The organism is Nonomuraea thailandensis, assembly GCF_024172165.1.
Lineage (GTDB): Bacteria > Actinomycetota > Actinomycetes > Streptosporangiales > Streptosporangiaceae > Nonomuraea > Nonomuraea thailandensis.
The window spans coordinates 3,259,456-3,273,051 of record NZ_JAMZEB010000002.1 but is presented as its reverse complement, the minus strand read 5'-3'; the positions used below and the strand labels follow the sequence as shown (position 1 = coordinate 3,273,051).

Genomic DNA, 13,596 nt, shown 5'->3' with positions numbered 1-13,596 from the left:
GCAGATGTGATCGGCGCATGTCTAATAGCGCTATCGACGCTGACGTGATATCCGTTCGCATATCAGACCTGATCAGAGGCAGGTCACGGACAGGCGGGGCGGCTCTCCGAGGTGAGCAGCGCGATGAGCCGGGCGGGGTCCTCGACCGTGACCGTCAGGGCGGGATGGCGCAGCAGGCCGAGAGGCTCGCTGCCGGACACCGAGCGGCGGAAGCAGATGCAGACCCCCTGCGTCGTGCTGCTGCCGAACGTCAGCCCGCCGTCGGCCAGCGACACGTGCACCCCGATCGCCTTCAGCGGCGAGAACGGGCCGGACGGCTCCGCGCCGGTGACGTTGTGCCGCGGCGACAGCACCAGCCATGGCCCGAACCGCACCCGCAGCACCTCGTCGGTGAGCGTCAGCCGGCAGGTGGACGGGCGGACGCCGAGGACGGCGAGCAGCGGGCGGTAGCGTTCCTCGAAGGCGAAGCCGAATTCCTCTTCGTGACTCACCCGCCCACGGCTACCCGGAGCCCCAGCTCCTACACGCCCGCGCCGCTGCCCTGCTGGGCCTGGCGTTCCGGGTGGGGCCAGGGGCGGCCGCGGAGGCGTTCGATGTCGGTGTTGAAGCGCTTGAGGTAGGCGGCGAACTGCGCGACCTCGTCGGCGCTCCACCCGGCCAGCACCTTCTCCAGGCCGGTGATGTTCCTGGCGCGCTCGGAGTCGAGGTAACGCTCGCCCTCCTCGGTGAGGCGGAACTTGCGGGCGATGCCGCCCTGCGGGTCGGGGATGCGCTCGGCCAGCCCCCGGCGCAGCAGCGCGGAGGTGTGCCGGTTGAGGGTGGACACGTCGAGGCCGAACGCCTCGCTGAGCTGCCCGATGGACATCATGCCCTCCATCCGGATGCGGCTGAGCAGGATGTACGCGCTGCGGTCGAGGTGGCGGTGCTGGCCGAGCAGCATCGTCTCGTACTCGATCAGGTGCGTGGGCTTGTCCATGCCGGTCCTTCTGTCCATCGGATGCGGGCTCAGCCTATCCGCCGTGAACCGCAAAATGTGCATGTAACACACTATGTGTAGAGTGCACATCGCTTCCCATGCCGAGAGTTCGTAGGGGGATCCGCGTGGAAGAGAGTGGTTCCGGTGGCCGCGAGAACGGCATCGTCACCGTCATGGCCGTGGCGGGCATCGTGGCCTCGCTGTCCCAGACCCTGGTCGTGCCGCTGATCGGCGTGCTGCCGACGCTGCTGGGCACCACGGCCTCCAACGCCTCCTGGGTGATCACGGTCACGCTGCTGGCCGGAGCCGTCACGACGCCGGTGATGGGCCGGCTGGGCGATTTATACGGCAAGCGCCGCATGATGCTCGTCTGCTCGGTTCCGCTGGTCGTGGGCTGCGTCGTCTGCGCCTTCGCCGGGTCCCTGGCGCCGATGGTCATCGGGCGGGGGCTGCAGGGCATGGGCATGGGCATGATCCCGCTGGGCATCAGCGCCCTGCGGGACGTGCTGCCGCCGCACCGGCTGGGCCCCTCGATCGCGCTGATGAGCTCGTCCATGGGGATCGGCGGCGCGCTCGGCCTGCCGCTGTCCGCCGCGGTCGCCGAGTACGCGAGCTGGCGGGTGCTGTTCTGGGGCTCGGCCGCGCTGAGCGTGGTGGTGGCCCTGCTGATCTGGCTGCTGGTGCCTGCCACGCCCGCCAGGGCGCGGGGACGCATCGACCTGCTCGGCGCGCTCGGCCTCGGCGCGGGCCTGGTGTGCCTGCTGCTCGGCGTCTCCAAGGGCGCCGACTGGGGCTGGTCGAGCGGCACCACGCTCGGGCTGCTCGGCGCCGCCGTGGTCCTGCTGCTCGCGTGGGGGTGGTGGGAGCTGCGGGTCCGCGACCCGCTGGTGGACCTGCGCGTCACCGCCCGGCCCCAGGTGCTGCTGACGAACGTGGCCTCGATCGTCGTCGGCTTCTCCATGTACGCCCAGTCGCTGATCGTCATCCAGATCCTCCAGCTCCCGGCCGCCACCGGCTACGGCCTGGGCCAGTCGATGCTGGCCGCGGGCCTGTGGATGGCGCCCTCCGGCCTCATGATGATGATCAGCTCGCCCATCGGAGCCCGCCTGTCGGCCGCCCGCGGCCCCAAGGTCACGCTGATCGTCGGCAGCCTCGTCATGGCCCTCGGGTACGGCCTGTCCATGCCCCTGCTCGGCTCCACCTGGGGCATGCTGGTCATCACCTGCGTCATCAGCGTCGGCGTCGGCTTCGCCTACGGCTCGATGCCCGCCCTCATCATGAGCGCGGTGCCACTGTCCGAGACCGGCGCGGCCAACAGCTTCAACACGCTGATGCGCTCCATCGGCACCACCGTGTCCGCCGCCGTGATCGGCGTGGTCCTGTCGCAGCTCACGATCGACTTCGGCGGGCACCCGCTGCCGTCCGAGGGCGGCTTCCGCACGGGCATGCTCATCGGGTGCGGCGCCGCGCTGGTGGCCGCGGCGGTCACCATGACGCTGCCGGGCCGCCGCCGGGAGGCCGGGCCCGTTCCCGTGGAGCAGGCGGTCACGTCCGCACGGTGAACAGGAAGCGGTGCGCGCCCGGCGGGACGCGTGCCGTCAGCCGTACCCGGTGGACGCTCTCCGCGGCGCCGTCGTGCCCGCGGACCCGCCGTTCCTCGGTCAGCGCCCGCCAGCCGGGCGGCACCCGCAGCTCGACCGGGCCCCACGTGATCACGCCGGGGCCCGGCCTCGGGCGGACCCGCGAGACGAACAGCTCCTCCACCAGCGCGTCCGGGCCGGCCAGGGCGAAGCCGTCCACGAGCTCCAGCGCGCCGGGACGCCAGTGGAAGGTGCGGGTGAAGCGGTGCGGGGTGGCGTACGCGGCGGTGAGGTCCAGCGCGAACGTCACGCGGTCGCCGGTCGCCGTGTGCTCTAGCACCTCGGCACGGCGGTCGCGGCCGGGGAGCTGGGCGGCGCCGTCGATCAGCGGGACCGAGTGCCATTCGGCCGTGGCCTGGGGCACCTGGTAGCGGCCCTCGCGGAAGTAGTCACGGGTGTACTCCGGCGCGCCGAGGTCGTCCAGGATCGTCCGGCCGTGCGCGTGCAGCACGAAGTGGCCGAGGTCGAGGTGGTTGTGGGGCTCGTCGTTGTGGCCGCCCTTGGCCGCGAACGCCGTGCCCGCGGCCCTGGCCACGACGATCGCGGCGTCCGGCAGGTACGAGCACGGCTGCGCCGCCGTCTTCCGGGGCGCTTCCCGTGACCACCACAGGGTGCGGGTCAGGTGGGCCCAGCGGTAGCAGGCGTCGTCGTGGAACGACGGCACTCCCGGCTCCGGGACGGGGACGCCGAGCCGGGCCGCCAGGCGGGACAGGAGGCCGGCGGGGTACACGCCGCGGGCTCGCGAGTCGGCGAAGGCCGGTCTGGCGCCGTCGCCGAGGTCGATCCTGGACGGGTAGGCGGCCATCGCGCGTACGTGGGGGTCGTTCAGGAGGTCCTCGCCGGTGTGCTCGCGCAACGCCTCGGCGAAGTAGACGAAGTAGCCGAAACCGTAGGACCAGTAGTCGGGGCCCTCCAGGCAGGCGCCGTCGGCGCCCGCGCCCGACAGGAACGCCGCCAACGCGCGCCTCAGGCGGGGCAGCAGCACGGGCAGGCGGGGCGCGTCCATGGCATGGGTCGCGCCCATGGCGCGGGTCGCCTCCATGGCGTGGGTCGGGTCCGCGGCGCGGGATGCCTCCGCGGCGCGGGATGCGTCCAGGGCGAGTGCGGCCAGTCCCGACGCGCCCGCGCAGACGGCCGCCCAGTTGTGGTGGGCCGACTCCCACCACATCGAGGGCTCCCCCGGCCGCAGAGGGCGCAGGACCCTGCGGTCCACCTCAACGCGCACGCGGTCCCGGACCGCGGGGTCGAGGTGGTCGGGCAACAGGGCCACGATCTCGGCCAGGGTGTGGGCGGTCTCGGCGGCGAACAGGTCCACGAACGTGTCGAGCGGGCGGTCGCCCGGCTCGTGGGCGGGCAGGACCCACGTGCGTTCCTCGCACACCGACCACAACAGGCCGTCCAGGGCCGGACCGGCGCGGACGGCGAGCCGCGTGTCGAGGTGCGCGCCGGGACGGGTGTAGAGAGGGGCGCCGGGGAGGGCGTCGAGGTGGGCGTCGAGGGCCAGGGCGGCCAGGCGCCGGCGGCGGTCGAAGTAGGCGCGCTCGTAGGCCAGCCGGTCACCGGTCTCGGCGAAGCTGCGCCACAGGGCGTCGGTCAGCTCGGGAGCGGGGGTGGCACGGGCCCGCTCCGCCTCCTCGCGAATCTCGCGCACCAGCCGCTCGACGCCCCGCGCGGGCGGGCCGGGAGCCGGGTTCACGGCCATGGACGCCTCCAGAGGTCAGGCGATGCGGTTCAGGTCGGCCACGCGGACGGCACCGCGCAGCGGCCGACCCCGGGCCAGCCGCTCCACCTCCCCCACCGCGAACTCCCCCAGCCGCCGCAACTCCCGCCCCCTGGCCCCGCTGATGTGCGGCGTCACCAGCACGTTCGGCAGCCCCAGCAGCGGATGCCCCGGCGGCAACGGCTCGGGATCGGTCACGTCGAGCACGGCGGAGATCCGCCCGCCCGCGCAGTGCCGTACGAGGGCGTCGGTGTCGATCAGCGCCCCGCGCGCGGTGTTGACCACCACGGCCCCGTCACGCAGCAACGCCAGCCGCCGCCCGTCCAGCAGCCCACGCGTCTCCGGCAGCTCGGGCGCGTGCACGGTGACCAGCTCGGCCGAGCGGCACAGCGCGTCCAGCGGCACGGCCCGCGCCCCCAGCCGCGCCGCCTCCTCCGCCGACACGTAGGGGTCGCTGAGCAGGACCCGCGCCCCGTGCGAGCGCAGGCCGCCGATGACGAGCCGGCCCACCCGCGAGGCCCCGATCACGCCGACGGTCGCCCCGCCCAGCCCCCCGCGCTCGCCCGGGGTGGCCACGCCGGGCAGCGCGTCGCCCGACCAGGCCCCCGTCGAGTACGCCCGCGCCCTGGCGAACGCCTGCTTGGCCGCCAGCACCAGCATCGCGAGCGTGAACTCGGCCACCGGCACGGCGTTGGCCTGCGCCGCCGACGAGACGGCGATGCCACGGTCGAAGACCGCCGCCGTCAGGTGTCCCTTGACGCTGCCGGCGGCGTGGACCACGGCACGCAGGCGGGGCGCGGCGGCCAGGACGTCGGCGTCGATGCGCGGGCACCCCCACCCGGTGATCAGGATCTCGGCGTCGAGCGGCCCGTCGAAGGCGTCGAGCACTCGCTCGCGCACCCGGCCGACCTGCGCCAGGCGGCTCCGCAGGTCGAGCGGGAACAGCTCGGGCAGCAGCGGCGGCTGCATCGCGAACGCCACGACAGGGTTCATCGGGGGCCGAGGGGCCTGACCGAGTCGCGGACCACGATGTGGGTGCCGAGCGTCAACGGGCTGGTGGTCAGCCGGCCGAGCGCGAGGCGCACCGCGGCCCTGCCGAGCTCGTCGTGCGGCAGGTGCACGGTGGTCAGGTGCAGGTCCTGGGCGGGCGGCACGTCGTCGTAGCCGACGATCGACATGTCGCCGGGCACGCGCAGCCCGTGCTCGTGCAGCGCTTGGATCGCTCCCGCGGCGACGAGGTCGTTGCCGGCGAAGACGGCGGTGAAGTCGGGCGGCCCCTCGGCCAGGCGGCGGTTCATGGCGGCGTAGCCGGCGTCGCGGTCGAACTCGGCCTCGATCTGCAGCCGCGGGTCCAGGGCGACGCCGTGCTCGGCCAGGGCGCTGCGGTAGCCGGCCACGCGGGTGTCGGAGGTGGTGTGGCCGGGCCGTACGCCGAGGTAGAGGATCCTGCGGTGACCGGCGGACAGCAGGTGGGCGGTGACGGCGTGCGCGCCGCCGGTGTTGTCGAAGCCGACCACGAGCGCGGGCACCCCCTCCCCCAGCGGCGGCCGGCCGCACAGGACGAGGCGGGAGCCGGCGGCGGCCAGGGCGTGGGCGTACTCCGTCATGCGCTTGCGGTACTCCTCGTCCACGATCACGCTGCCGACCAGGATGACGGCCTCGGCGCGCTGCTCGCGCAGGAGCTGCACGATGGACAGCTCGCGGCCGTTGTCGCCGCCGGTGGTGCAGATGAGCGACAGCCTGCCCTCCTGCGCGGCCTGGTCCTCCACGCCCTGGGCGATGAGCGCGTAGTAGGGCACCGCGATGGTGTTGACGACGATCGCGATCGCACCGGGCCGGGCCGCCGACAGGGCCCGGGCGTGGGCGTTGGGGACGTAGTCGAGCTCTCGCACGGCACGCATGACCTTGTTGCGGGTGGCCGCGAGGACGGGGTAGTCGCCGCCCAGCACGCGCGAGACGGTGGCGACGGAGACTCCGGCCTTCCTGGCCACGTCCCTGATGGTGACGCGGCGGGGTGTGGTCATGCGATCTCCCAGATGAGCGCCGGATCAGGTAATCGGTTACTTGAGCAATGCCCAGGACGCTAAGAGATCCCATCCGGCCCGTCAAGCCCGCCCTCAGCGGGATTGTAACGAAAAGTTAACAGCGCATTGACGCCACCGGAGCTCCGCGTCTAGCGTCCGGCTCACGACGTCTGAAGTAACCGGTTACCTGGCATCGGCCCCGGCTCTTTCCCCCCACGAGAGGTGGCCCCGATGAACAGACCACTCACCCGGCGCGGACTTCTGAAGGGGTCCGTGCTCTTCGTCGCCGGCGCCGCCGTCTCCGCGTGCTCCACCGGAGACCCGCTGGCCAAGGGCGGTGCCGCGCCGTCCGGAGGCGCGGCGAAGATCACCTTGACGCACTGGTACCACGAGTACGGCGAGGAGGGCACGCAGCAGGCGGCCATGAAGTACGCCGCCGACTTCACCAAGGCCAACCCCGACATCGCGGTCAAGGTCTCCTGGATCCCCGGCGACTACGCCACCAAGTGGACGGCCGCCGTGCTCACCCCCGACGGCCCCGACGTGTACGAGGTCAACGACGTCAGCCCGAACATGGTCAAGGCCGGCCAGGTCACCGCGCTGGACGACGTCCTCGGCGCGGAGAAGGCCGACTTCAACCCCAAGGTGCTGCAGCCGTACATCTGGGGCGGCCAGGTGTACGCGGTGCCCATGATCGTGGACCCGATGCTGGTGTTCTACCGCAAGTCGCTGTTCGCCAAGGCCGGTGTCAGCGTTCCCACCAGCTTCGCGGAGTTCGCGGCGGCGGCGAAGAAGCTCACGCAGGGCAAGCAGAAGGGCCTGTTCGTAGGCAACGACGGCGTCGGCCCGCTGGGCCAGATGGTGCCGTGGTCGAACGGCAACCTGCTGATCGACGACCGCGACATCACCTACGACGACCCGAAGGTGGTCGAGGCGCTGACCGCGGTCAAGGACCTGTACGACGCCAAGGCGACCCTGCAGGGCTACTCCACCGACTGGTGGGACCCGGGCGCGCTGATCAACGGCGCGGCGGCCATGCAGTGGGTCGGCCTGTGGGCCGTGCCGGGCCTGATCGAGGCGCTGGGCGACGACTTCGACGCCTTCGCGCTGCCGCCGTTCGGCCCCGGCGGGCAGGCCGTGGTCAACATGGGCGGCTGGGTGCAGGTCGTCAACGGCAAGAGCCGCAACCTGGAGGCGGCCAAGAAGTACGTGCGCTGGCTGTGGGTGGAGAACACCGCCGCGCAGACGGACTGGAGCCTGGCCTACGGCTTCCACATCCCGCCCCGCAACAGCGCCGCCGCCCAGGCGGACAAGCTGAACACCGGCCCGGCCAAGACCGTCATGGACGCGGTCGCCGCTCACGGCATCAAGCAGCCGGCGCTGTGGACGGCCGAGGTGCGCCAGCCGTACACCGACGCCGTCACCGCGATCGTCAAGAAGGACACCGACGCGGAGAAGACGCTCGCCGAGGCGGCCAAGCGGTCGCAGGACATCCTCGACAAGGTGCCGGTCCTGTGACGACGGCGGCTCCGCCCCGCCCCGCAACCGGGCGCCCCCGCCGCGCCGCGGGGCGGCGGGCCGCGCGGTGGCCGGCCTGGCGCGCGTTCCTGCTGCTCACGCTGCCGATGGTGGCAGGGCTGTTCCTGTTCAAGTACGTGGCCATCGGCTGGGGCCTCCTGCTCAGCTTCAACGACGCCCGCGGCACGATCGCCCTGGGCGACTGGAACGGCCTGGAGAACTACCGGCGCCTGCTGGGCGACCCCGCCTTCACCCGGTCGCTCGTCACGATCCTGCTGTTCACGCTGTTCATCGTGCCGGTGACGTTCGCGCTGTCGCTCGGCCTGGCGGTGCTGGTGAACCGGCTGCGCGGCGGCCGGGCGTTCTTCCGCACCACGTTCTTCATCCCGGCGGCCGTCTCGTACGTGGTGGGCGCGCTGGTGTGGAAGATGTCGCTGTTCAGCGGCACCCCGTCGGGCGTGGCCAACAGCCTGGCCTACCTCCTGGGCTACGAGGAGTCGATCGGCTGGGTGGCGACCGTGGATCCGCCGCTGTACTGGATCGTGCTGGTCACGGTGCGGCTGTGGCTGCAGACCGGCTTCTACATGATCCTGTTCCTGGCCGGCATCCAGCAGATCCCCGCCCAGCTCTACGAGGCGGCCCGGGTGGACGGGGCGGAGTCGGAGGGCCGGCTGTTCCGGCACATCACCTGGCCGATGTTGCGCAACACGTCGGTGGCCGTGGTGCTGCTGCTGATCATCAACGCGTTCCAGGCGTTCGACGAGTTCTACAACATCCTGGCCTCCAACCTGTCGGGGCTGGGCGGCGCGGACGGCCGCACGCCGCTGATCTACCTGTTCCAGACGGCGCTCGGCGAGCAGAACTACGGCGCCGGGTCGGCGGGGGCGTTCGTGGTCACCGTGCTGATCGTGGTGTTCACGCTGCTGCAGGGCCGTTTCGCCGGGTTCGGCAGGACCGCCGAGGAGGAGGGCTGATGAGGAAGCGGCGTCTCGGCTCGTACGCGGCGGTGATCGTCTTCGCGGTGCCGTTCCTGCTGCCGTTCTACCTGCTCGTGCGCAACGCGCTGATGAGCAAGCGGGAGCTGGGCTCGCTGGACTGGCACTGGTGGCCGGAGACGGTCAGCTTCCAGGGGTTCGCGGACGCGTTCGGCAACGAGGCGGTGCCGCTGGCGCACGCGCTGTGGAACTCGACGCTGATCTCGGCGATCTCCGCGCCGCTGTCCACGCTGCTGGCCTCCATGGCCGGGTACGCCCTGGCCCGCATCCCCGTGGCCGCCGCCAAGCCGGCGTTCTTCTTCATCATCGCCACGATGATGGTGCCGGGCGCGGCCACGTTCATCCCGACGTTCGTCGTGGTCGGCTCGCTGGGCGGGGTGAACACGATGTGGGGGCTGATCGTGCCCGGCCTGTTCAGCGCGTTCGCGGTGCTGCTGTTCCGCGGCTTCTACCTGCGCTTCCCGCGCGAGCTGGAGGACGCGGGCCGGGTGGACGGCCTGGGCTACCTGGGCCTGTACGGGCGGCTCGCGCTGCCGAACTCGGGCGCCCTGTTCGCCTCCCTCGGCATCCTGTCCTTCATCGAGCACTGGAACGCGTTCCTGTGGCCGCTGGTCATCGGCCAGGACCCGGAGTTCTGGACGGTGCAGGTGGCGCTGTCGACCAACCTCAACCAGCAGGCGGTCAACATGCCGGCGCTGTTCGCCGGCGCGCTCGTGGCCATCCTGCCCCTGGTCGCCCTCTTCCTCATCGCTCAGCGGTGGATCGTCAGGGGCGTCCTGCTCACCGGCATCAAAGGCTGATTGGAGCACCCTCATGTCCCGCGTCCTGACCTTGCTCGCCGTACTCGTCCTGGCCCTGTTACCCGGGCTCCCCGCCCAGGCGGCGCCTGTCACGGTGCCGGTCGGGGCCCAGTTCACCGACACCTCGGGCAACCTGCTGCACGCCCACGGCGGCGGGGTGGTCAAGGTCGGCTCGTACTACTACTGGTTCGGGGAGAACCGCAACGCCGACGGCACCTTCCGCTACGTCTCCGCCTACCGCTCGGCGGACCTGCGCACGTGGGAGTTCCGCAACCACGTGCTGACCCAGTCCAGCGCCGCCGAGCTGCAGGTCGCCAACATCGAACGCCCCAAGGTGATCTACAACCAGGCCACCGGCCAGTTCGTCATGTGGATGCACAAGGAGAACGGCAGCGACTACGGCGAGGCCCGGGCGGCCGTGGCCGTGTCGAACACCGTGGACGGCGCCTACACCTACCTGCGCAGCTTCCGCCCGCTCGGGCACATGTCCCGCGACATCACCACGTTCGTGGACACCGACGGCGCCGGCTACATGATCTCGGCCGCCGACGAGAACTACGACCTGCACATCTACCGGCTGACCGCCGACTTCACCGACGTGGCCGCGCTGGTGCGCATGTGGGACGGCGACCACCGCGAGGCGCCCGCCCTGTTCAAGCGGGGCGGCGTCTACTTCCTGCTCACCTCGGGCGCGACCGGCTGGCAGCCCAACCAGGCCAGGTACGCCACCGCCACCAGCATCACCGGCACGTGGAGCGCCTGGCAGAACGCCGGGGACGCGCTCACGTACGGCTCCCAGCCCGCTTTCGTGCTGCCGGTGCAGGGCACGTCCGGCACCTCGTACCTGTACCTGGGCGACCGGTGGGCCGGCGCTTGGGGCGGCCCGGTCAACGACTCCCGTTACGTGTGGCTGCCCGTCCAGTTCCCCAGCAGCACCACCATGAGCCTGACGTACGCGCGGCAGCTCACCCTCGACGCGGCCGCCGGCACGATCACCACGACCGGCTCCGGCTACGACCGGCTGACGGTGCGGCACTCGGGCAAGTGCGCGGACGTGCGCAACGGCTCCACCGCGAACCTGGCGGCCGTCATCCAGTACGACTGCAACGGCGGCTCCAACCAGCAGTGGCGCATCCAGTCGATCAGCGGCGGCCATGTGCAGATCATCGCCCGAAACTCGGCCAAGTGCCTCGACGTCAACGGCGTCAGCACCGCCGACGGCGCCGCCCTGCAGCAGTACGGGTGCGGCACGGGCACCAACCAGCAGTGGACGCTGCAGGACGCGGGCGGAGGTTACGTGCGGCTGGTGGCCCGGCATTCGGGCAAGTGCGCGGACCTGCCGAGCTCGTCCACGGCCAACGATGTGCAGTTCAAGCAGTACCCGTGCAATGGCGGGCAGAACCAGCAGTTCAGCAGGTCACAGCTTTGACCGGCGATCCACCTCGGAACGGACGGCGCCCGGGGACCGCATGCGACCGGGCCTGTCCGTTCCTTCCGGTCTCCCCAGCGGCCGTGCAGGCCCTGTCCGGTTCCGATCCCCGCCGCCGCCCGTCCCACCGGCTTCTGGACGATGCCAGCCGCCGACTGGACGCCACCGGAGCGGCCGGCCCGCTTCCTGAACGACGGCGACCCACCGATCTACGCCGGCTTCGGCAGCTCCTCCAGCGGCGGCCCGGAGGCGCGTCCTGATGATCGAGGAGGCTCCGCACGCCTGGCTGCTGCCGTTCTGCGCGTGACACGGGACCGGGCTGTCCGATCGGCCGCCGGCCGTTGAACGCCGCGGAGCACCCCAGACCGCTGCCACGCCACTGCCACGCCACTGCCACGCCACTGTCATGCGCCATGCCGCCGTACCGGCGCCGACATGGCCTCCATCAGGCTCAGTGAGGGCGAGGGAGTCTTGTCCGGGCGGTGGCCCGGCTCGTCCGGTGATGAGCTCGTGCCAGGCGTACGACCTGCCGCGTTTGTGCTCGTTGACCTGGGGAAATAACACATCGGCTGCTCATGGCCGCCATTCATGCGGTGCCCGGCGCCGCAGTCTGCCTCGTTGGCCTTTCCTCACAGGGAGATGGACGATGCGTGTCCACGCCGCCCCGGCCCCGGTGACCGTTGCCCCCGACACCCAGCTCGCCGACGTGGTGTTCAGCGACGACCGGGTGAACGGCGACATGGTCCTGTTCCAGCGCCGGTCGGCCGGAGGCTGGAGCCCGGTGACGGCCCGGCGGTTCGCCGCCGACGTCCGCGGCTTGGCCGCCGGCTTCCTCGCCGCCGGCATCCAGCCCGGCGATCGGGTCGCGCTGCTGGCCGCCACCAGCTACGAGTGGACGCTGCTGGACTATGCCCTGTGGGCGGTGGCGGCGCTGCCGGTCCCGATCTATGAGACCTCCTCGGCCGAACAGGTCCGCTGGGTGCTGGAGGACGCCGGCCCAGTCGCCGTGGTGGTCCAGAACGAGACGCACCGTCGCCTGGTCGAGGAGGCGGCCGAGGATCTGCTCAGGCCGCCGCGGGTGTGGCAGATCGACGGCGGCGGGCTGGACCGTCTGCGCGAGGGCGGGCACGGTGTGGACGACACCCAGCTGCGGGAGCGGCGCCGGATGGTGTCGGCCGGCGATCTGGCGACGATCGTCTACACCTCGGGCACCACCGGCCGTCCGAAGGGCTGCATGCTGAGTCACGGCAACCTGCTGCACGAGGCTCGCGTCGCGATCGACAGCCTGGAGCAGATCTTCGGCCGGCACGCCTCGACCCTGCTGTTCCTGCCGCTGGCGCACGTCTTCGCGCGAGTGATCCAGGTGGCCTGCGTGGAGCGGGGCGTGTGCCTGGCGCACAACGCCGACCGGGCGCGGCTGACCGAGGACCTGGCCGCCCTGCGGCCGTCGTTCCTGCTGGCGGTGCCCAGGGTCTTCGAGCGGGTCCACAACGCTGCTCGGCAGCGGGCCCGGGCGCGGGGCAAGGAGAAGATCTTCGACTGGGCCGAACGGACCGCCGTGGCCTACAGCCAGGCGCTGGACGACGGGCGGCCAGGCCTGCGCCTGCGCTTGGCACACCGCCTGGCCGACCGGCTGGTGTACCGGCGGCTGCGGGGCGCGCTCGGCGGCCGGATCCGCTACGCCATCTCCGGCGGAGCGCCGCTGGGCGTACGGCTGGGCCACTTCTTCCGGGGAGCCGGCGTCACCGTACTGGAAGGCTACGGACTGACCGAGACCACCGCGGCCGCGACCGTGAACCTGCCCCACGCGCTGAAGATCGGCACGGTGGGCCCGCCCCTGCCCGGGGTGGACATCCGGATCGCCGACGACGGTGAGATCCTGATCAGGGGCCCGGTGGTGTTCCAGGGCTACTGGCGCAACGAGCCGGTGACCAGGCAGAGCCTGACCGACGACGGCTGGCTGCGCACCGGCGACGTCGGCGCCGTGGACGAGGACGGATTCCTGACGATCTCGGGCCGCAAGAAGGAGATCATCGTCACCGCCGGCGGCAAGAACCTCGCCCCGGAGCCGCTGGAGGACCGCCTGCGCACCCACCCGCTCATCAGCCAGGCGGTCGTCGTCGGCGACCGGCGGCCGTACATCGCCGCGCTGATCACCCTGGACGCCGGCGCGCTGGCGTCCTGGAAGCGGGCCGCCGGCCGGCCCGGGCACGCCGGCCCGGCCGACCTGCGCGACGACCCGGACCTGCTGGCCAGGCTGCAGACGGCCGTGGACGAGGCCAACACGACGGTGAGCCGGGCCGAGTCGATCCGCAGGTTCCGCATCCTCGCGGTGGATCTGACCGAGCAGAACGGATATCTGACCCCGACGCTGAAGGTCAAGCGCGCCCTGGTCCACAAGGACTTCGCGGCCGACATCGAGGAGCTGTACCGCTGAGCGGCGGACGATCGGCACTCGACCGGCTGGTCGCGGCCACGCCTGCGTCCCGCGACC

General features: G+C 71.9%; 11 protein-coding genes. 6 read left to right on the top strand and 5 right to left on the bottom strand.

Features of this window, described 5'->3' with window-relative positions:
• Nucleotides 1–83: 83 nt before the first annotated feature.
• Nucleotides 84–491, bottom strand: coding sequence for a hypothetical protein (locus HD597_RS18600; protein ID WP_253743891.1), 408 nt, complete (start codon nt 489–491; stop codon nt 84–86).
• A gap of 29 nt (nt 492–520) precedes the next feature.
• The gene (locus HD597_RS18595; protein WP_253743889.1) at nt 521–994 is read right to left on the bottom strand and encodes a MarR family winged helix-turn-helix transcriptional regulator; all 474 of its coding nucleotides are present in this window, start codon (nt 992–994) and stop codon (nt 521–523) included.
• A gap of 107 nt (nt 995–1,101) precedes the next feature.
• Between HD597_RS18595 and HD597_RS18590 the strand changes: the two genes are divergently transcribed.
• Nucleotides 1,102–2,538 (top strand): MFS transporter, encoded by a 1,437-nt coding sequence (locus HD597_RS18590; RefSeq protein WP_253743887.1) that lies wholly within the window; start codon nt 1,102–1,104, stop codon nt 2,536–2,538.
• Here the strand turns inward: HD597_RS18590 and HD597_RS64555 are convergent.
• The 3 genes from HD597_RS64555 to HD597_RS18575 are packed head-to-tail and all read right to left on the bottom strand — an operon-like array spanning nt 2,522 to nt 6,360.
• Nucleotides 2,522–4,318: a heparinase II/III family protein gene (locus HD597_RS64555; protein ID WP_276082950.1), complete on the bottom strand. Its 1,797-nt coding sequence runs from the start codon at nt 4,316–4,318 to the stop codon at nt 2,522–2,524. The two genes, HD597_RS18590 and HD597_RS64555, sit on opposite strands and share 17 nt — an antisense overlap.
• 15 nt (nt 4,319–4,333) lie before the next feature.
• The gene (locus tag HD597_RS18580) at nt 4,334–5,317 is read right to left on the bottom strand and encodes a hydroxyacid dehydrogenase (RefSeq protein ID WP_253743885.1); all 984 of its coding nucleotides are present in this window, start codon (nt 5,315–5,317) and stop codon (nt 4,334–4,336) included.
• Between the two features lie 8 nt (nt 5,318–5,325).
• Nucleotides 5,326–6,360 carry a LacI family DNA-binding transcriptional regulator gene (locus HD597_RS18575; RefSeq protein ID WP_253743883.1) on the bottom strand — a complete coding sequence of 345 codons (1,035 nt, stop codon included), beginning with the start codon at nt 6,358–6,360 and terminating at the stop codon, nt 5,326–5,328.
• A 231-nt stretch (nt 6,361–6,591) separates the two neighbouring features.
• Here HD597_RS18575 and HD597_RS18570 point away from each other — a divergent pair, with 231 nt between their 5' ends.
• The 5 genes from HD597_RS18570 (at nt 6,592) to HD597_RS18550 (ending at nt 13,539) form a co-directional block, all read left to right on the top strand.
• Complete coding sequence (locus HD597_RS18570) at nt 6,592–7,878, top strand: ABC transporter substrate-binding protein (protein WP_253743881.1); 1,287 nt, start codon at nt 6,592–6,594, stop codon at nt 7,876–7,878.
• Nucleotides 7,875–8,852: a carbohydrate ABC transporter permease gene (locus HD597_RS18565; protein ID WP_253743878.1), complete on the top strand. Its 978-nt coding sequence runs from the start codon at nt 7,875–7,877 to the stop codon at nt 8,850–8,852. The genes HD597_RS18570 and HD597_RS18565 overlap by 4 nt, the downstream gene beginning before the upstream one ends.
• Complete coding sequence (locus tag HD597_RS18560) at nt 8,852–9,673, top strand: carbohydrate ABC transporter permease (RefSeq protein WP_253743877.1); 822 nt, start codon at nt 8,852–8,854, stop codon at nt 9,671–9,673. Before HD597_RS18565 ends, HD597_RS18560 begins: the two co-directional genes overlap by 1 nt.
• A 13-nt stretch (nt 9,674–9,686) precedes the next feature.
• Nucleotides 9,687–11,102: an RICIN domain-containing protein gene (locus HD597_RS18555; protein ID WP_253743875.1), complete on the top strand. Its 1,416-nt coding sequence runs from the start codon at nt 9,687–9,689 to the stop codon at nt 11,100–11,102.
• Nucleotides 11,103–11,748: 646 nt separating this feature from the next.
• Nucleotides 11,749–13,539, top strand: a complete 1,791-nt coding sequence (locus tag HD597_RS18550) for an AMP-dependent synthetase/ligase (RefSeq protein WP_253743873.1) — start codon at nt 11,749–11,751, stop codon at nt 13,537–13,539.
• The last annotated feature ends 57 nt before the right edge of the window (nt 13,540–13,596 follow it).

What these genes read in the sequence shown, in the direction of transcription:
- HD597_RS18595 (WP_253743889.1), bottom strand. Translation starts at nt 994, where the DNA reads ATGGACAGAAGGACCGGCATGGACAAGCCCACGCACCTGATCGAGTAC.
- HD597_RS64555 (WP_276082950.1), bottom strand. Translation starts at nt 4,318, where the DNA reads ATGGCCGTGAACCCGGCTCCCGGCCCGCCCGCGCGGGGCGTCGAGCGG.
- HD597_RS18575 (WP_253743883.1), bottom strand. Translation starts at nt 6,360, where the DNA reads ATGACCACACCCCGCCGCGTCACCATCAGGGACGTGGCCAGGAAGGCC.
- HD597_RS18570 (WP_253743881.1), top strand. Translation starts at nt 6,592, where the DNA reads ATGAACAGACCACTCACCCGGCGCGGACTTCTGAAGGGGTCCGTGCTC.
- HD597_RS18560 (WP_253743877.1), top strand. Translation starts at nt 8,852, where the DNA reads ATGAGGAAGCGGCGTCTCGGCTCGTACGCGGCGGTGATCGTCTTCGCG.
- HD597_RS18555 (WP_253743875.1), top strand. Translation starts at nt 9,687, where the DNA reads ATGTCCCGCGTCCTGACCTTGCTCGCCGTACTCGTCCTGGCCCTGTTA.
- HD597_RS18550 (WP_253743873.1), top strand. Translation starts at nt 11,749, where the DNA reads ATGCGTGTCCACGCCGCCCCGGCCCCGGTGACCGTTGCCCCCGACACC.